Source organism: Streptomyces sp. NPDC052910, from assembly GCF_055585605.1.
Genome location: NZ_JBVJJR010000001.1, coordinates 43161 through 60239 on the forward strand (window position 1 = coordinate 43161; position 17079 = coordinate 60239).

A 17079-nucleotide genomic window follows, 5' to 3' on the forward strand; every position below is an offset into this window, starting at 1 on the left:
TCAACCCCCGGCCCGGCCGGGGGGGGTGAATGGGGGCTTACATTTGGATCTCATCGGGTGGGGGGGGGGGGGGGGGGGGGGCGCGGGGGTCCGGGGGCCCCCCCCCCACGGTGTGTCCGGCGGTCGCCAAGGCCGGGATCAGCCGAAGACGGCGAGGCTCTTCGCCCGGCCGCCCTGGCTCTCGACCAGGGCGAGGAAGGTGCCGTCCGGGCCGAAGACGGCGACCGGACCGGGGGTGTCGAAGAGCGGCATCCGCACCCGCACCCCGTTGCCGAGCAGCTTGGCCTGCTCCTCGGTGACGTCCCAGCGCGTGAACGCGGCGGAGACCGCGTCCGCGACGGGCATCACGGTCAGCTCCTCCTGGAGCTGGTCCAGGGTCCGCGCCTCGCTTATCCCGTACGGGCCGACGCGGGTGCGGCGCAGCGCCGTGAGGTGACCGCCGACGCCGGTGTCCGCGCCCAGGTCGCGCGCGAGGGCACGGACGTAGGTGCCGGACGAGCAGACCACGGAGACCAGCACGTCCCGCACCGGGGTGCCGTCCGCGGCCTCCGCCGGGTGCACGGCGTGCACGACGAAGGACGAGACCGTCACCGGGCGGGCGGGGATCTCGAAGTCCTCGCCCTCACGCGCCCGCTTGTAGGAGCGCTTGCCGTCGATCTTGATCGCGCTGACCTTGGACGGGACCTGCATGATGGCCCCGGTCAGCTTGGCCACCCCGGCGTCGATCGCCTCACGGGTGACCCCGGAGGCGTCGGCGGAGGAGGTGATCTCGCCCTCGGCGTCGTCCGTCACGGTGTTCTGCCCGAGCCGGATGGTGGCCACGTACTCCTTCTCGGTCAGCGCGAGGTGGCCGAGAAGCTTGGTGGCCCGCTCGACGCCGAGGACGAGCACGCCGGTCGCCATCGGGTCGAGCGTTCCGGCGTGCCCGACGCGGCGGGTCTTCGCCATGCCGCGCATCTTGGCGACGACGTCGTGCGAGGTGAAGCCGGCCGGCTTGTCGACGATGACGAGACCGTCGGGGCCGGGCGGTGACTTGCGCTTCATGCGGAGGCGCCACCCTCGGCGGTCCCGTTGTCGTCGTCCTCGCCCGGCTTGCGGTACGGGTCGGGCTCACCGGCGTAGTCCTTGCCCGAGGCCTCCTGGCGCACCTTGGCGTCCAGGTCGCGGGCGCGGTCGAGGAGGTCCTCGATGGTCCGGGCGTTCTCCGGCAGGGCGTCCGGCACGAACGTCAGGGTGGGCGTGAACTTGATGCCCGCCGCCTTGCCGACCGCGGACCGGAGCATGCCCTTGGCGCTCTCCAGCCCGGCGGCCGCGCCGGCGCGCTCCTCGTCGTCCCCGTAGACCGTGTAGAAGACCGTAGCCTCCCGCAGGTCGCCGGTGACCCGGGTGTCCGTGATGGTCACGTGGCTGCCGAGCCGCGGGTCCTTGATGCCGCGCTGCAGCTTCTGGGCCACCACCTCCCGGATGAGGTCCGCCAGCTTCTTAGCCCGCGCATTGTCGGCCACTGGTCCGTCTCCTTCTTGGTGTTTCAGTCGTCGTGCTCGCCGTGGAACCGCCGCCGCGCGGACAGCAGGTCCACTTCCGGACGTGCGGCGACCCAGCGCTCGCAGCGGTCCAGCAGGTCCGTGAGGTGCCCCATGTCGCCGGAGACCGCCGCCAGGCCGATGGTGGCCCTGCGGTAGAGGTCCTGCTCGCCGACCTCCGCCACGCTCACCGCGTACTTGCGGTGCAGTTCGGCGACGATCGGGCGGACGACGGAGCGCTTCTCCTTCAGCGACCGGACGTCGCCGAGGAGGAGGTCGAAGGACAGCGTCCCTACATACATGTGGTGCGGGTTCATGCCACCCGTGGGGCCTTGGGCATCCGTCATGTGTACGGCTTATTCGAAACCGTACACGCAACGGCCGGGGCCGATCGACGGGATATTCCCCGCCGACCGGCCCCGGACGAGCTTCGGTGATCAGCCTCGCGGCTTCTCCCGCATCTCGTACGTCGCGATGACGTCGTCGATCTTGATGTCGTTGAAGTTTCCGAGGTTGATACCGCCCTCGAAGCCTTCGCGGATCTCGGTGACGTCGTCCTTGAAGCGACGCAGACCGACGATGTTGAGCTCCTCCGCGATGACCTTGCCGTCGCGGATGAGGCGCGCCTTGGTGTTGCGCTTGACCTCGCCGGAACGGATGAGGACACCCGCGATGTTGCCCAGCTTGGACGAGCGGAAGATCTCGCGGATCTCCGCCGTACCGAGCTCGACCTCTTCGTACTCCGGCTTCAGCATGCCCTTCAGGGCCGCCTCGATCTCCTCGATCGCCTGGTAGATGACCGAGTAGTACCGGACGTCGACGCCCTCGCGCTCGGCCATCTGGGTGGCACGACCCTCGGCGCGGACGTTGAAGCCGATGACGATCGCGTCGGAGCCGGTCGCCAGGTTGATGTCCGACTCGGTGACCGCACCCACACCGCGGTGCAGCACGCGGATCTCGACCTCTTCGCCGACGTCGAGCTGGAGCAGCGAGGACTCGAGAGCCTCCACCGAACCGGACGCGTCGCCCTTGATGATGATGTTGAGATCCTGGACCAGACCGGCCTTGAGCACCTTGTCGAGGTCCTCGAGGGACACCCGGCGGGTGCGCTTGGCGAAGGCGGCGTTGCGCTCGCGCGCCGCGCGCTTCTCGGCGATCTGGCGGGCCGTGCGGTCCTCGTCGACAACCAGGAAGTTGTCGCCGGCGCCCGGGACGTTGGTCAGACCGAGGACGAGGACCGGGGTCGACGGACCCGCCTCTTCCACGTTCTGGCCCTTGTCGTCGAGCATGGCCCGCACGCGGCCGTAGGCGTCGCCCGCGACCATCGTGTCGCCGACGCGGAGGGTACCGCGCTGGACGAGGACGGTGGCCACGGCGCCGCGGCCGCGGTCGAGGTGGGCCTCGATCGCGATGCCCTGCGCGTCCTGCTCCGCGTTGGCGCGCAGGTCGAGCGCGGCGTCGGCGGTGAGGACGACGGCCTCGAGCAGCTTGTCGATGTTCAGACCCTGCTTGGCGGAGATGTCGACGAACATCGTGTCGCCGCCGTACTCCTCGGCCACCAGCCCGAACTCGGTGAGCTGACCGCGCACCTTGGTCGGGTCCGCGCCCTCGACGTCGATCTTGTTGACCGCGACCACGATCGGCACGTCGGCCGCCTTGGCGTGGTTCAGGGCCTCGATCGTCTGCGGCATGACACCGTCGTTGGCCGCCACCACGAGGATCGCGATGTCGGTCGACTTCGCACCACGGGCACGCATGGCGGTGAACGCCTCGTGACCCGGGGTATCGATGAAGGTGATCTTGCGCTCTTCGTCGTTGACCTCGGTCGCGACCTGGTAGGCACCGATGTGCTGGGTGATGCCACCGGCCTCGCCCGCGACCACGTTGGTCTTGCGGATCGCGTCGAGGAGACGCGTCTTGCCGTGGTCGACGTGACCCATGACGGTCACGACCGGCGGACGCGCGACGAGCATCTCCTCGCCGCCCTCGTTCTCACCGAACTCGATGTCGAACGACTCGAGGAGCTCGCGGTCCTCCTCCTCGGGGCTGACGATCTGAACCGTGTAGTTCATCTCGCCGCCGAGGAGCTGCAGCGTCTCGTCGGAGACGGACTGCGTGGCCGTGACCATCTCGCCGAGGTTCATCATCACGGCGACGAGCGACGCCGGGTTGGCGCCGATCTTCTCCGCGAAGTCGGTGAGGGAGGCACCACGCGACAGGCGAATGGTCTCGCCGTTGCCGCGCGGCAGCATCACGCCGCCCACGGACGGGGCCTGCATGGCCTCGTACTCCTGGCGCCGCTGACGCTTGGACTTGCGGCCGCGACGGGCCGGACCGCCGGGACGGCCGAAGGCACCCTGCGTGCCACCACGGGCACCGGGGCCGCCGGGACGCCCGCCGAAGCCGGGACGACCGCCGCCGAAGCCGCCGCCGCCACCGGGGCCACCGCCGCCGGGACGACCGGCGAAGCCGCCGCCGCCACCGGGACGACCGCCGCCGCCGGGACCGGCCGGACGGCCGGCGAAGCCGGGACGACCGGTGCCGCCGCCGGGACGACCGGCACCGCCACCGGGACCACGACCGCCACCGCCGGGGCCCGGACGCGGGCCGGCAGCGGGACGCTGCGGCATCATGCCGGGGTTCGGACGGTTGCCCGCCGGGCCGGGACGCGGGGCGCCGCCGGGAGCCTGCGGACGGGGCATGCCGCCGGGGGTCGGACGCGGAGCGCCGCCCTGGCCCTGGGGCCGGGGAGCGCCGCCGGGACCGCCCTGCGGACGCGGGGCGCCGCCGGGACCGGCCGGACCGCCACCGGGGCGGGGAGCCTGCGGGCGCGGGGCCTGCGGGCGGGCCATGCCGGTGGAGCCACCGGAGGTGAAGGGGTTGTTGCCCGGACGGGGACCGGCCGGACGACCGCCGGGGCGGGCACCGCCCTGACCCGGACGGGGGGCGCGCTGGCCCTGGCCGCCGTCACGCTGCTGACCCGACTGCGCCGGACGCGCGCCGGGGCGCGGGCCGGGAGCACCCGGACGCGGGGCGCCGGGCTGCTGGGGGGCGGCGGGCTGCGCCGGAGCCGGGGCGGAGAACTCCGCGGCCGGAACCGGAGTGACCGGGGCGGGCTTGGCCGGGGCCGGCTTCGGACCCGGACGGGGACCCGGGGTGGGGGCGCCACCGGCGGGCTTGGGGGTGCTGGGAGTGCTGGGGGTGGTGGGGGCCGCGGCCGGCTTGGGGGCCGGTGCGGCGGGGCGCGGGGCGCCCGGAGTGGGCGCGCCCGGCTTCGCGGGGGCCGCCTTGCGCGGCGCCGCGGGCTTGGCAGCGGACTTGCCGGCGTTGCCGCCGGGCCCCTGCAGCGCGTCAGTCAGTTTACGGACGACCGGCGCCTCGATCGTCGAGGACGCCGAACGGACGAATTCACCAAGTTCTTGGAGCTTGGCCATGACGACCTTGCTCTCCACTCCGAACTCCTTGGCGAGTTCGTATACCCGGACCTTAGCCACTTCGCTCCTTCTAGGTCCGGGTTGTCAACCGGACCGTCGCTACTTCATGGGCGTACTCATCGCGTACTCATCGAGTGCTCATCGCAATCTCGACCTACTTCCAAATCGCGAGGTACCTGACCGCACGGGTACCGGGGCACCCATGCCTGGGACATCCCCACTGATGTGGGGCCTAACTCTTTACTGCCCGATCCGCTCGATGTGACGGCGCAGTTCCGCGGTGTCCAGCGGTCCCGGGCTTCTGAAAGCCCTGGGGAACGCCCGGCGGCGGACCGCCAGGTCGAGACAGACCAGTGTGGGGTGCACGGAGGCACCCCGGCCGGGCAGCGTACCGCGAGGATCGGGGACGCAGGCGTCCTCGATCAGCACGATCCGCAGAAGATCGCCCTTGGCCGCACGCTCCCGGCACCCCACACAGGTGCGCTGAGGGCATGCGCGGGCATGCGTCCGGCCAGACACTGGTTAAGTCTACCTCCCCGAGCCGAGCTCACCCCTTTGGGGCACAGATCGACTCCGTATGCTTTTTGACTCGTGACCCACGACACCGGTCCGACGAGGCGTGGAGCGGCGCTCCGGCAGGGGGCGAGCGCCGGGGCGCGACGTACCGTTACCGGCGCTGGCCCTGCCTCGCGCGCCCCCTGGTGCTTCCGTCCGACCGCGCTCGCTACCGGCTCACTCCGGCCTGTCCTGCTGCTCGGTGTCCGGCCGGATGTCGATCCGCCAGCCGGTGAGCCGCGCGGCCAGACGGGCGTTCTGCCCCTCCTTGCCGATGGCGAGCGAGAGCTGGTAGTCCGGCACGGTCACCCGGGCGGAGCGGGCGGCGAGATCCACGACCTCGACCTTGCTCACCCGTGCGGGGGACAGCGCGTGGGCGACGAGCTCCGCCGGGTCGTCCGACCAGTCGACGATGTCGATCTTCTCGCCGTTGAGCTCCGCCATCACCGCGCGGACGCGGCCGCCCATCGGGCCGATGCAGGCGCCCTTGGCGTTCAGCCCGGACCGGGTCGAACGGACGGCGATCTTGGTGCGGTGGCCAGCCTCGCGGGCGATGGCGGCGATCTCCACCGAACCGTCGGCGATCTCCGGGACCTCCATGGCGAAGAGCTTCTTCACCAGGTTGGGGTGGGTCCGGGAGAGCGTCACGGAGGGGCCGCGGACACCCTTGGCCACCCGCACCACATAGGTGCGCAGCCGGGTGCCGTGGGTGTAGTCCTCGCCGGGGACCTGCTCCTGCACCGGCAGGATGGCCTCCAGCCTGCCGATGTCGACCAGGACGTTCTTGGGGTCCTTGCCCTGCTGGACGACGCCGGCGACGACGTCGCCCTCGCGGCCCGCGAACTCACCGAAAGTGATCTCGTCCTCGGCGTCGCGCAGACGCTGGAGGATGACCTGCTTGGCGGTGGTCGCGGCGATCCGGCCGAAGCCGGACGGGGTGTCGTCGAACTCCCGGGGCTCCTCGCCCTCGGCGAGGTCCTGCGGGTCCTCCTTGGCCCAGACCGTGACGTGGCCGGTGGACCGGTCCAGCTCCACGCGGGCCCGGCGGCGGCTTCCCTCGGTGCGGTGGTACGCGATGAGGAGCGCCGACTCGATCGCCTCGACCAGCAGGTCGAAGGAGATCTCCTTCTCTCGCACCAGGCCCCGCAGGGCACTCATGTCGATGTCCACGGCTACGCCTCCTCTTGGTTCTCGTCGGTTTCCGCTTCGGCCTGGGAGGCCCCCGCACCGGACGGTCGGTTGAACTCGATCTCCACGCGGGCCTTCGCGATCTCGTCGAAGGCCAGCCGCCGGGCGGTGGGCTTGCGCCCCTTCACACCCGGTACTTCCACGTCCAGCCCCTCGTCGTCGACGGCCTTGATCCGCGCGACCAGCTCGCCGCCCGCGGTGAGCTGGGCCTTGATCAGCCGGCCGGTGGCCCGGACGTAGTGCCGGTGCTCGGTGAGGGGACGGTCGGCGCCGGGAGAGGTGACCTCGAGGACGTACGGGGCACCGCCCATGACGTCGGTCTCGTCGAGCTTCGCGGAGATCTCGCGGCTCAGCTCGGCGCACTCGTCCAACTGGACGCCCTCGTCGGAGTCGACCACGATGCGCAGCACACGCCGTTTGCCGGCCGGCGTCACGTCGACCTCTTCCAGATCCAGCTCCCGTGCGCTGACGAGAGGGGCGAGCAGCTCGCGGAGCCGCTCGCTCTGGGTGGTGCTCATCCGGGTGACTCCTCGGCCGCGTGTGCTGTTGTGGGAAAGTCGCGTGTCTGGTCAAAGCCTATCCGTTCCGGCACCCGGCTGACGATTCGGTGCCTCGTCCGCGGGACGGGCGCCGGGCGCCGGTACGCTCACGAACGGTGATCACGACCTCTGGTCCCGCGACGGTGTCCCGACGACCACCGGCAGGAAGTGGAACGTGGCGTTCACGACGACGGCGGGGGCCCGCGGCGGCCCACGCAGGCGCGCGGTGCTGACGGGAGCGGCGGTACTGCTGGGCGGCGCGCCGCTGTTCACGGCCTGCGCCGGCGGCCCGGCGGACGGCGACGACCGGGCCCGCGCCGCGGCGCGGCTCCGCGCCGAAGCCGGCCGGGCGGCGGCGGCCCTGCTCGCGCGCTACGACGCGACGCTGGCCACGCACGGCGACCTGGCCCCCCGGCTGCGCCCGCTGCGCGCCGAAACGGCCCGCCACGCCGAGGCGTTCGGCGCCGGCCCCGCCCCCGCTCCTTCCACGCCCCCGCCCGCCGTCCCGGACGACCCCGACGAGGCGCTCGCCGCGCTCGCCGCCGCCGAGCGCCGTACGGCCGACGGCCACGGCGCGGCACTCGGCGGCGCCCCGCCGGAACTCGCCCGGCTGCTGGCCTCCGTGGCGGCGGCCGGCGCGGCCCACGCCTACCTGCTGGGGGCCGGCGCATGACGGACCCCGCCGCCCTGACCGCCGCTCAGGCGGCCCTGGCAGCCGAACACGCCGCGGTTTACGGGTACGGCGTCGTGGGCGCCCGCGCCGGGGAGGAACGGGCCCAGGAGGCCCGTGAGGCCTACGAGGCGCACCGCGCCCGGCGCGACGCGATGCGGCGCGCCGTCCGCGACCTCGGCGGCACGCCGGCCGCCGCCGAGGCGGCGTACGCGCTGCCGTTCCCCGTCCCGGACGCCCCCGCCGCGGCGCGCCTGGCGGCGGAGCTGGAGAGCCGGGTCGCGGCCGTCTACGCCGACCTGGTCGCGGCGGCGGGCGGCGCGCTGCGCGGGGAGGCCGCGGCGGCGCTGCGCGAGGCGGCGGTGCGGGGAACGCGCTGGCGGGGCGGGAGCGTAGCCTTCCCTGGGCTCGTCGGGCGGGCCCCGGCCGGCGGACCGGACGGCGCGTAGCGCTCGTCCCGGGCCGGCTCCACGGCACGGACGAAAGGGACGGCACAGGGATGGGCCACGCGAACGACCGCCTCGAACCGCCGGAACGGCTGGTTCGCGCCCTGGGCTCGGACCCCGAACCGGCCCGCGCGGAGGCCGCCCGCCATTGGCTCGCCGGGCTTCCGGCGACGGCCCGGGAGTGGCTCGACCGCTGGGAGCTGACACCCGAACGGGTGCAGGCGCCGGGTGGACGGACGGCCCTGGTGGTGCTGGTGCGCCGGGCCGACGGCACCCCGGCGGTGCTCAAGCTCCTCCCCCCGGGTGACGCGGCGGCGGCCGAGCACACCGCGCTGGAGCACTGGGACGGGCTGAGCGCGGTACGGGCGCTCGCCGCCGCTCCCGAGGCGGGCGCGCTGCTGCTGGAGCGGCTGCACCCGGACGTCGGGCTGAGGTCGCTCGCCGAGGCGAAGGCACAACTGGAGGCGTCGGCGACGCTCCAGCGGCTGTGGGTCGCGCCGCCCGGCGGCGCGGCGATCCCCTCGGTGGCGGACCACACGGCCCGCATCGCCGACGCCCTGCGCACCTGGCGCGAGGAGCCCTGGGCGGCGGACGCCCGGGCGCTCGTCGACGAGGCCCTGGACCTGCGGGACGCGCTGGCACCGGGCCCGGCCGACGAGCCGCCGAGCCTGCTGCACGGCGCCTACCACCAGGGCAAGGTCCTGGCCGGCGAGCGGCTGCCCTGGCTGGCCGTGGGCCCCCGCCCGCTGACCGGCGAGCGCGCGTACGACCTCGCCCGGCTGGTCCGCGACCGCGCCGACACCCTCCTCGCCTCCCCCGGCGCGGCGGCCACCGTACGCCGCCGGGGGGCCCGCCTCGCGGACGCCCTGGAGGTGGACGCGGACCGGCTGCGCGGCTGGACCCTGTTCCGCGCGGTGGCGGACGGCATGCGGGAACGGGCCTCCGGCGCGGGGAAGGCCGCCGAACTCCTGCTGGAGTTCGCGGCGTTGCTGTAGCGCGGGCCCCGGCGCCGGCGCGCCGGAGGGGGGTTGCCTCGCCCCGGGGGCCGCGTCCGGGCGGAACACCGGGCATGCCGGCCCGCCGATGACCCCCGCCACCCGGCACGGAGCCGACGCCCCCAGCCCCTCGCGCCGATGCCGAAGCGTCAGGGTGGGTCCGGCGGCCGGGGGACGCGGAGCCGCCCCCGGGCACCGGACGTACGGCGGACTCCTCACGCGGGCCGCACGACCTGGCGGACCGGCGAGGCGGCCGTCAACCCGGTTTCTTGGCAACGGTGTTGACGTAAGGCCGCCCCGCACGCGCGTCCGGTCAGCCGAGTGCCGCGATCCGCTCCACCGCCGCGTCCACGGACAGCTCCTCCCGCTCTCCCGTCCGCCGGTCCTTGAGCTCCACCCGGCCGTCGGGCGCGCCGCGTCCGACGGTCAGCAGGGCCGGGATCCCGATGAGTTCGGCGTCGGCGAACTTGACGCCCGCCGAGACGCCCGCGCGGTCGTCGAGCAGGACGCGTACCCCGGCGTCGGCCAGTCGGGCGGCGAGGGTGTCGGCCAGTTCCGCCTGGACGGCCTTGCCCGCCACGATGACGTGGACGTCGGCGGGGGCGACCTCGCGCGGCCAGCACAGGCCGCGCTCGTCGTGGGTCTGCTCGGCGAGGGCCGCGACGGCGCGGGAGACGCCGATGCCGTAGCAGCCCATGGTGACGCGGACCGGTTTGCCCTCGGGGCCGAGCACGTCGAATCCGAAGATGTCGGCGTACTTGCGGCCCAGTCGGAAGATGTGGCCGATCTCGATGGCCCGCCCGAGCCGGAGGCCGGTGCCGCACCGGGGGCAGGGGTCGCCGGGCTCGACCACGACGGCGTCGATGTACCGGTCGACGGTGAAGTCCCGGTCGCAGACGACGTTCCGCGCGTGGGTGTCGGGCTTGTTGGCGCCGGTGGTCCAGGCGGTGCCGGGCGCCACCCGGGGGTCGGCCCAGTAGGGGACGGGCAGCTTCTGCGGGCCGACGTAACCGCGCACCAGGTCGGGGTGGCGCGCGAAGTCCTCGGCGGTGACGAGCCCGACCTCGGCGGGGGCCAGCCGCTCGGCGACCCGGCCCAGGTCGACCTCGCGGTCGCCGGGTACGCCGATGGCGACGATCTCGCCGTCCACCTTGACGAGGACGTTCTTGAGCACGGCCGAGGCGGGCACGCCCAGGTGGGCGGTGAGCGTGTCGATGGTGGCGGTGCCGGGGGTGTCCAGCTCCTCCAGCGGCCCGTGCGCGGCGGGGTCCACGGGTTCGACGGCCGTGGTGACCGCCTCCGTGTTGGCGGCGTAGCCGCAGCCCGGGCAGTCCGCGAAGGTGTCCTCGCCGACGGCGGCCGGGGCGAGGAACTCCTCCGATGCGGAGCCGCCCATGGCGCCGGAGACGGCGGAGACCACGCGGTGGTCGAGCCCGAGGCGGGCGAAGATCCGCAGGTACGCCTCGCGGTGGCGGCGGTAGGACTCCGCAAGGCCCTCGTCGTCGACGTCGAAGGAGTAGGCGTCCTTCATCAGGAACTCGCGCCCGCGCAGCACCCCGGAGCGGGGCCGGGCCTCGTCCCGGTACTTGTTCTGGATCTGGTAGAGGGTGACCGGGAGGTCCTTGTAGGACGTGCACTGGTCCTTGGCGGTGAGGGTGAAGACCTCCTCGTGCGTGGGCCCGAGCAGGTACTCGGCGCCCTTGCGGTCGCGGAGGCGGAAGAGGAGGTCCCCGTACTCCGTCCAGCGGCCGCTGGCCTCGTAGGGCTCCCGGGGCAGCAGGGCGGGCAGCAGGACCTCCTGGCCGCCGATGGCGTCCATCTCCTCGCGCACCACGCGGGCGACGTTGTCCAGCACCTTCTTGCCGAGTGGCAGCCAGGTCCACACCCCCGCGGAGCTCCGGCGGACGTAACCGGCGCGGACCAGCAGCCGGTGGCCCGGCGTCTCGGCGTCGGCCGGGTCGTCGCGCAGGGTCTTGAGCATCAGGGCGGAAAGGCGCTGAACAGGTGACATGCCCGGAGAGTAGCGGCGGGCCGGGCGGTTCTCACCGGGTTTTTCCCGGCCGCCGGGCGGTCCGGTCAGTCGAGCAGCGGCAGTTCCGCCCCCATCACCACGTAGGGGCTGACGGCGCTGGGGAAGACCACCTGCCGGGCCAAGTCCCGGTAGCCGAGCTTGCGGTAGAGCGCGCGGGCCGGGCTCTCCACGTCGATGGCGGAGAGGATCGAGCGGGTTTCCGCCGCGTCCGCCGTGAGCGCGGTGATGAGCGTCCGGCCGATCCGCCGGTTCTGGAAGGCGGGGTGAACGTGCAGTTCGGTGATCACGAAGGTGTCGTCCAGCCACTCCTCCGTCCCCGTGGCCCGCAGGTACGGCTCGACCACGGTGGACCACCAGTGCCGGCGGTCGTTGGGCATGCCGTAGACGAAGCCGACGAGCCGCCCGCTGCCGGTCGTCGCGCCGAGGGCGCGGGCGCCGGGGTTGGTGAGGTGGCGGAGCACGATGTGGCGTCGGACGCCGACCTCTTCGGCGCTGAGCCCGAAGGCCACGGCCTGCACGGCCAGCGCGTCGTCGACCCGGGCGGCGAGGTCGAGCGGGCCGACCACGATGTCATCCATGCGGGGAGGCTACCCGGCCGGCCGGTCTTCCCGACGGGCCCGGGGGCGGCGGGTCAGCGGCGACGGGTCCCCGTGGCGGATCACGGCGGCGGCAGACCGTGGCGGGGGACGGCGGCGCGTCAGAACAGCACGCTCATGAAGGCGCCGATCTCCCGGAAGCCGACCCGGCGGTAGGTGGCGCGGGCGGCGGCGTTGTAGTCGTTGACGTAGAGGCTGGCCACCGGGGCGACCTCGCGGAGCGCGTGGTCGAGGACGGCGGCCATGCCGGTCACGGAGAGTCCGCGGCCCCGGTGTTCGGGGGCGACCCAGACGCCCTGGATCTGGCAGGCGCGGGCGGTGGCGGCGCCGATCTCGGCCTTGAAGACGACCTTGCCGTTCTCTATGCGGGCGAACGACCGGCCGGAGCCCACCAGTTCGGCGACGCGCGCCTGGTAGATCAGCCCGCCGTCGCCGGCCAGCGGCGAGACGCCGACCTCCTCGGTGAACATGGCGACGCAGGCCGGGAGGATCAGCTCCATCTCGTCCTTGCGGACGCGGCGGACCAGCGGGTCGGGGTCGACGTCGTCCGGCATCGAGCGGGTCACCATGAGCGGCTGGTGGGCGCGGACCTCGCGGGCCGGTCCCCAGTGCGGCTCCAGCAGCGCCCAGAGGGCGGCGGTGGGCTCGGCCGGGCCGACGATGGAGGAGCAGCGGCGGCCGGCCCGGCGGGCGCGGTCGGCGAACGCGCGGACGGCCTCGGGGCCGGCGCAGATGGGGACGAGGTTGGCACCGGCGTAGCAGAGCGCCTCCAGGCGCCCGTGGACGTACCAGCCCCATATCTCGCCGCCGAGCCGCCAGGGGTCGAGACCGGCGACCTGGACCCGGGCGGCGACGAAGGCGTTGGCGACGGGGTCGCGGTCGAGCACCGCGAGGGCGGCGTCGAGATCGCCGGGTTCCAGGACCTTGGTCGTGGTCGTCGTCAACACGTGTGGGGTGCCTCACCGTCGCGGCCCGAGGCCAGGAAACAGATTCCTGGCACTTTACCTCTCCGGTTCGGCGCTTACCCCGTCGCGGCGGGAGGACCGTGGGCATCCCGCCGCGGGGCAGGGCGCGGGTCAGCCGGCGACGCTGACCTCGGGCTCGCCGGAGGGGATGCCGTCCTTCTCCATCTGGGCGGCGATCTTCATGGCCTCTTCGATGAGGGTCTCGACGATCTTCGACTCGGGCACGGTCTTGATGACCTCGCCCTTCACGAAGATCTGCCCCTTGCCATTGCCGGACGCCACACCCAGGTCCGCCTCACGCGCCTCACCCGGACCGTTGACCACACACCCCATCACCGCGACCCGCAGCGGCACCTCCATACCCTCCAGGCCCGCCGTCACCTCATCCGCCAGCTTGTACACGTCCACCTGCGCCCGCCCACACGACGGACACGAAACGATCTCCAGCCGGCGCTGCCGCAGATTCAGCGACTCCAGAATCTGGATGCCGACCTTGACCTCCTCCGCCGGCGGCGCCGACAAAGAGACCCGGATCGTGTCACCGATGCCCTCCGCCAGCAGCGCACCGAACGCCACCGCGGACTTGATCGTGCCCTGGAACGCCGGACCCGCCTCCGTCACCCCCAGGTGCAGCGGGTAGTCACACCGCGCCGCGAGCTGCCGGTAGGCGTTGACCATCACCACCGGGTCGTTGTGCTTGACGGAGATCTTGATGTCCCGGAAGCCGTGCTCCTCGAACAGCGACGCCTCCCACAAAGCCGACTCCACCAACGCCTCGGGCGTGGCCTTGCCGTACTTCTGGAGCAGCCGCCGGTCCAGCGACCCGGCATTCACGCCAATGCGGATCGGGGTGCCCGCCTCGGAGGCCGCCTTGGCGATCTCCTTGACCTTGTCGTCGAACTGCTTGATGTTGCCGGGGTTGACCCGCACCGCCGCACACCCGGCGTCGATCGCCGCGAACACGTACTTCGGCTGGAAGTGAATGTCCGCGATCACCGGGATCTGCGACTTCGCCGCGATCACCTTCAGCGCGTCCGCGTCATCCTGCGTCGGACACGCCACCCGCACGATCTGACAACCGGAAGCCGTCAGCTCCGCGATCTGCTGCAACGTCGCACCGATGTCCGACGTCCGCGTGGTCGTCATCGACTGCACCGACACCGGCGCGTCCCCACCCACGGCCACCGACCCGACCTGGATCTTGCGGCTGACCCGGCGGTCGGCGAGCTTGGTCGGAACGGACGGCATTCCCAGCGAAATCGCGGTCATCTGGCGAGCAACCCCAAGGTCTGAATCATGGTCCCGAGATCGGCGGGCTCCGGTCTCCGAGATTTCCGAGATTACGGCAAGCGCCTCCCCGGAAGCACATCCCGCCCCGAACACCGCCCGAACGAACGGTGGCGGAACGGGTTCCGCGCGCGGGGGGCGCGAAGGCGGGGGCGGACCCCCGCCCTCCCTACGTCAGGCGCACCGGATTCACCACATCGGCCACCAGGACGAGCAGGGTGAAGCAGATGAAGATCCCCGCGACGACGTAGGCGACCGGCATCAGTTTGGCCACGTCGAACGGGCCCGGGTCCGGGCGGCGGAACAGCTTGGCGAACATCCGGCGCACCGACTCCCACAGGGCACCGGCGATGTGTCCGCCGTCCAGGGGCAGCAGCGGCAGCATGTTGAAGAGGAACAGCGAGAGGTTGAAGCCGGCCACCAGGTACAGCATCAGCGCGATCTGCTGGGACGGCGGGATGTTCAGGGTGAACACCTCGCCGCCGACCCGGGCCGCGCCGACGACGCCCATCGGGGAGTCGGCCTTGCGCTCGCCGCCGTCGAAGGCCGCGTTCCACAGGTCGGGGATCTTGCCGGGCAGGGCGACCAGGGACTCGACGCCGGACCGGACCATGTCGCCCATCCGGTCGACGGACTGGCCGAAGGACTGCTGGACGATGCCGCTGGCGGGCGCGAAACCGAGGAAACCGGCGGTGACGTACTCGCCGCGCACCGGATTGCCGTCGCCGTCGTACTTCTGGACCTGGTTCTTGATCAGATCGGCGTGCAGGTCGAGGCGCCTGCCGTCGCGCTCGACGGTGATCACGGCCGGTCCTGTGGTCTTCCGGATGTCCTTCTGGATCGACTGCCAGTCGGGCGTCGGGTGGCCGTTGAAGGCGACGATCTTGTCCTTGGCCCGCAGGCCGGCCGCGTTGGCCGGGGACTTCGGGGCGTCCTTGGGGCAGGTGTCGGTGGCGCTGGAGGCCTTGACGACGCAGTCCTGGACCGAGCCGACCTGCGTCGTCTCGGTGCGGATGCCGAAGGTCATCAGCACGCCGAGGAAGAGCGCCACGGCGAGCACCAGGTTCATGAACGGCCCGGCGAACATCACGATCACGCGCTTCCAGGGCTTGCGCGTGTAGAAGAGGCGGCTCTCGTCACCCGGCTGGAGCTCCTCGAACGCCGCCGAACGGGCGTCCTCGATCATGCCGCGCCAGGGGGACGTGGACCGGGCCGTGATCTTGCCGTCCTCGCCGGGCGGGAACATGCCGATCATGCGGATGTAGCCGCCGAGCGGGATCGCCTTGATGCCGTACTCGGTGTCGCCCTTCTTCCGGGAGAAGATCGTCGGGCCGAAGCCGACCATGTACTGCGGCACCCGGATGCCGAACATCTTCGCGGTCGAGAGGTGGCCGAGTTCGTGCCAGGCGATGGAGAACAGCAGGCCCACCACGAAGACGACTATCCCGAGGACCGTCATCAGAAGGGTCATGCGCGGGCCTCCGAGGTCGCTCCGGCCGTACGGACCGCGGTTGCCGTACGCGCCACCAGTTCGCGGGCCCGGGCACGCGCCCAGGTCTCCGCATGCAGGACGTCCGGGACCGTGAGGAGGGTTCCCCGGTCGGGGGTGCCGTGCTCCGCGACGACCTCGGCGACGGTGTCCACGATGCCATTGAACGGCAGGCCGCCGGAGAGGAACGCGTCGACGCACTCCTCGTTGGCGGCGTTGAAGACGGCCGGCGCGGTGCCGCCCAGGGCGCCGACGTGCCGGGCCAGCGCGACGGAGGGGAAGGCCTCCTCGTCGAGCGGGAAGAACTCCCAGGTGGACGCCTTCGACCAGTCGAAGGCCGGGGCGGCGTCCGGCACCCGCTCGGGCCAGCCCAGACCGATGGCGATCGGGCCGCGCATGTCCGGCGGCGTGGCCTGGGCCAGCGTGGAACCGTCCGTGAACTCGACCATGGAGTGCACGTACGACTGGGGGTGGACGACGACCTCGATACGGTCGAACGGGACGTCGTAGAGCAGGTGGGCCTCGATCACCTCCAGCCCCTTGTTGACCAGGGTCGCCGAGTTGACGGTGATGACCGGGCCCATGGACCACGTGGGGTGCGCCAGGGCGTCCGCGGGGGTGACGGCGGCCAGTTGCTCCCTGGTCCGGCCGCGGAACGGGCCGCCGGAGGCGGTCACCACCAGCTTGCGGACCTCGCCGCGGGCACCGCCCAGCAGCGCCTGGAAGAGCGCCGCGTGCTCGGAGTCCACCGGGACGATCTGGCCGGGCTTGGCCACGGCCTTCACCAGCGGGCCGCCGACGATCAGCGACTCCTTGTTCGCCAGCGCCAGCGACCGGCCGGCCTCCAGGGCCGCCAGCGTCGGCGCCAGGCCGATGGAACCGGTGATGCCGTTGAGGACCGTGTGGCATTCGCCGCGCGCCAGCTCCGTGGCCGCGTCCGGGCCCGCCAGGACCTCGGGCAGCGGCCGGGCACCGTACCGGGCCGCCAGCGCCGCCCGCAGCGCCGGAGCCGTCTCCTCCCGGGCCACGGCCACCGCGCGCACGTCCAGCCGGTGCGCCTGCTCGGCGAGCAGCTCGACCCGGCCGCCGGCGGCGGACAGGGCCGTCACCCGGAACCGGTCGGGGTTGCGCAGCACCAGATCGACGGCCTGGGTCCCGATCGAGCCGGTGGAACCGAGGATCACGATCTCGCGCGGGCCGCCGCTCCGGTGCGTGGGGACGGAGTAGCGCAGATGCGGGTCAGCGAGGGAGTCGGTCATCCCCCCATTGTGGGGGCTGCGGCGGTCCGGGCGGGCGGGGGGCCGGGGCTCGGCGGAACGGACGCGCCCCCCGCTCCCCCGAGCCCGCCGGGCCGGGGGGC

Annotated in this window: 16 protein-coding genes; 3 read left to right on the forward strand and 13 right to left on the reverse strand. The window is 72.9% G+C overall.

Annotated features, from left to right (window positions below; translation table 11 throughout):
• Window positions 1-138: 138 nt before the first annotated feature.
• From truB to rimP, 7 genes are all read right to left on the reverse strand, one after another.
• Complete coding sequence (gene truB, locus ACZ6X9_RS00160) at window positions 139-1044, reverse strand: tRNA pseudouridine(55) synthase TruB (RefSeq protein WP_469775675.1); 906 nt, start codon at window positions 1042-1044, stop codon at window positions 139-141.
• Complete coding sequence (gene rbfA, locus ACZ6X9_RS00165; protein WP_469775676.1) at window positions 1041-1505, reverse strand: 30S ribosome-binding factor RbfA; 465 nt, start codon at window positions 1503-1505, stop codon at window positions 1041-1043. The genes truB and rbfA overlap by 4 nt, the downstream gene beginning before the upstream one ends.
• A 23-nt stretch (window positions 1506-1528) precedes the next feature.
• Complete coding sequence (locus tag ACZ6X9_RS00170; protein ID WP_185945999.1) at window positions 1529-1825, reverse strand: DUF503 domain-containing protein; 297 nt, start codon at window positions 1823-1825, stop codon at window positions 1529-1531.
• Between the two features lie 135 nt (window positions 1826-1960).
• Complete coding sequence (gene infB, locus ACZ6X9_RS00175; RefSeq protein ID WP_469775677.1) at window positions 1961-5017, reverse strand: translation initiation factor IF-2; 3057 nt, start codon at window positions 5015-5017, stop codon at window positions 1961-1963.
• Between the two features lie 180 nt (window positions 5018-5197).
• Window positions 5198-5476 carry a YlxR family protein gene (locus tag ACZ6X9_RS00180; protein WP_469775678.1) on the reverse strand — a complete coding sequence of 93 codons (279 nt, stop codon included), beginning with the start codon at window positions 5474-5476 and terminating at the stop codon, window positions 5198-5200.
• A gap of 213 nt (window positions 5477-5689) precedes the next feature.
• Window positions 5690-6682 carry a transcription termination factor NusA gene (gene nusA, locus ACZ6X9_RS00185; protein WP_469775679.1) on the reverse strand — a complete coding sequence of 331 codons (993 nt, stop codon included), beginning with the start codon at window positions 6680-6682 and terminating at the stop codon, window positions 5690-5692.
• A 2-nt stretch (window positions 6683-6684) separates the two neighbouring features.
• Window positions 6685-7218 (reverse strand): ribosome maturation factor RimP, encoded by a 534-nt coding sequence (gene rimP, locus ACZ6X9_RS00190; RefSeq protein ID WP_469775680.1) that lies wholly within the window; start codon window positions 7216-7218, stop codon window positions 6685-6687.
• A 196-nt stretch (window positions 7219-7414) separates the two neighbouring features.
• Between rimP and ACZ6X9_RS00195 the strand changes: the two genes are divergently transcribed.
• Genes ACZ6X9_RS00195 through ACZ6X9_RS00205 form a run of 3 tightly spaced genes read left to right on the forward strand, consistent with a single transcriptional unit; the run spans window position 7415 to window position 9350 of the window.
• Complete coding sequence (locus ACZ6X9_RS00195; protein ID WP_469775681.1) at window positions 7415-7912, forward strand: hypothetical protein; 498 nt, start codon at window positions 7415-7417, stop codon at window positions 7910-7912.
• Window positions 7909-8358, forward strand: a complete 450-nt coding sequence (locus ACZ6X9_RS00200; protein WP_469775682.1) for a DUF4439 domain-containing protein — start codon at window positions 7909-7911, stop codon at window positions 8356-8358. The genes ACZ6X9_RS00195 and ACZ6X9_RS00200 overlap by 4 nt, the downstream gene beginning before the upstream one ends.
• Before the next feature lie 50 nt (window positions 8359-8408).
• Entirely contained in the window at window positions 8409-9350 is a 942-nt protein-coding gene (locus ACZ6X9_RS00205) for an aminoglycoside phosphotransferase family protein (protein WP_469775683.1), read from the forward strand.
• A 313-nt stretch (window positions 9351-9663) separates the two neighbouring features.
• Here ACZ6X9_RS00205 and ACZ6X9_RS00210 read toward each other — a convergent pair whose 3' ends face one another.
• From ACZ6X9_RS00210 to dxr, 6 genes are all read right to left on the reverse strand, one after another.
• Window positions 9664-11361: a proline--tRNA ligase gene (locus ACZ6X9_RS00210; RefSeq protein WP_469775684.1), complete on the reverse strand. Its 1698-nt coding sequence runs from the start codon at window positions 11359-11361 to the stop codon at window positions 9664-9666.
• Between the two features lie 65 nt (window positions 11362-11426).
• Entirely contained in the window at window positions 11427-11960 is a 534-nt protein-coding gene (locus ACZ6X9_RS00215; RefSeq protein ID WP_469775685.1) for a GNAT family N-acetyltransferase, read from the reverse strand.
• Between the two features lie 119 nt (window positions 11961-12079).
• Window positions 12080-12925, reverse strand: coding sequence for a GNAT family N-acetyltransferase (locus tag ACZ6X9_RS00220; protein ID WP_469775686.1), 846 nt, complete (start codon window positions 12923-12925; stop codon window positions 12080-12082).
• 129 nt (window positions 12926-13054) lie between these two features.
• Window positions 13055-14212 carry a flavodoxin-dependent (E)-4-hydroxy-3-methylbut-2-enyl-diphosphate synthase gene (ispG, locus tag ACZ6X9_RS00225; protein WP_469775687.1) on the reverse strand — a complete coding sequence of 386 codons (1158 nt, stop codon included), beginning with the start codon at window positions 14210-14212 and terminating at the stop codon, window positions 13055-13057.
• 187 nt (window positions 14213-14399) lie between these two features.
• Window positions 14400-15701: a M50 family metallopeptidase gene (locus ACZ6X9_RS00230; RefSeq protein ID WP_469775688.1), complete on the reverse strand. Its 1302-nt coding sequence runs from the start codon at window positions 15699-15701 to the stop codon at window positions 14400-14402.
• Window positions 15698-16978, reverse strand: coding sequence for a 1-deoxy-D-xylulose-5-phosphate reductoisomerase (dxr, locus tag ACZ6X9_RS00235; RefSeq protein ID WP_469775689.1), 1281 nt, complete (start codon window positions 16976-16978; stop codon window positions 15698-15700). Before dxr ends, ACZ6X9_RS00230 begins: the two co-directional genes overlap by 4 nt.
• Window positions 16979-17079: the final 101 nt, after the last annotated feature.

Coding starts and splice junctions, on each gene's coding strand:
- dxr (WP_469775689.1), bottom strand. CDS start 16,978: ATGACCGACTCCCTCGCTGACCCGCATCTGCGCTACTCCGTCCCCACG.
- ACZ6X9_RS00210 (WP_469775684.1), bottom strand. CDS start 11,361: ATGTCACCTGTTCAGCGCCTTTCCGCCCTGATGCTCAAGACCCTGCGC.
- ACZ6X9_RS00200 (WP_469775682.1), top strand. CDS start 7,909: ATGACGGACCCCGCCGCCCTGACCGCCGCTCAGGCGGCCCTGGCAGCC.
- truB (WP_469775675.1), bottom strand. CDS start 1,044: ATGAAGCGCAAGTCACCGCCCGGCCCCGACGGTCTCGTCATCGTCGAC.
- ACZ6X9_RS00170 (WP_185945999.1), bottom strand. CDS start 1,825: ATGTATGTAGGGACGCTGTCCTTCGACCTCCTCCTCGGCGACGTCCGG.
- ACZ6X9_RS00205 (WP_469775683.1), top strand. CDS start 8,409: ATGGGCCACGCGAACGACCGCCTCGAACCGCCGGAACGGCTGGTTCGC.
- ACZ6X9_RS00230 (WP_469775688.1), bottom strand. CDS start 15,701: ATGACCCTTCTGATGACGGTCCTCGGGATAGTCGTCTTCGTGGTGGGC.
- ispG (WP_469775687.1), bottom strand. CDS start 14,212: ATGACCGCGATTTCGCTGGGAATGCCGTCCGTTCCGACCAAGCTCGCC.
- rimP (WP_469775680.1), bottom strand. CDS start 7,218: ATGAGCACCACCCAGAGCGAGCGGCTCCGCGAGCTGCTCGCCCCTCTC.
- ACZ6X9_RS00215 (WP_469775685.1), bottom strand. CDS start 11,960: ATGGATGACATCGTGGTCGGCCCGCTCGACCTCGCCGCCCGGGTCGAC.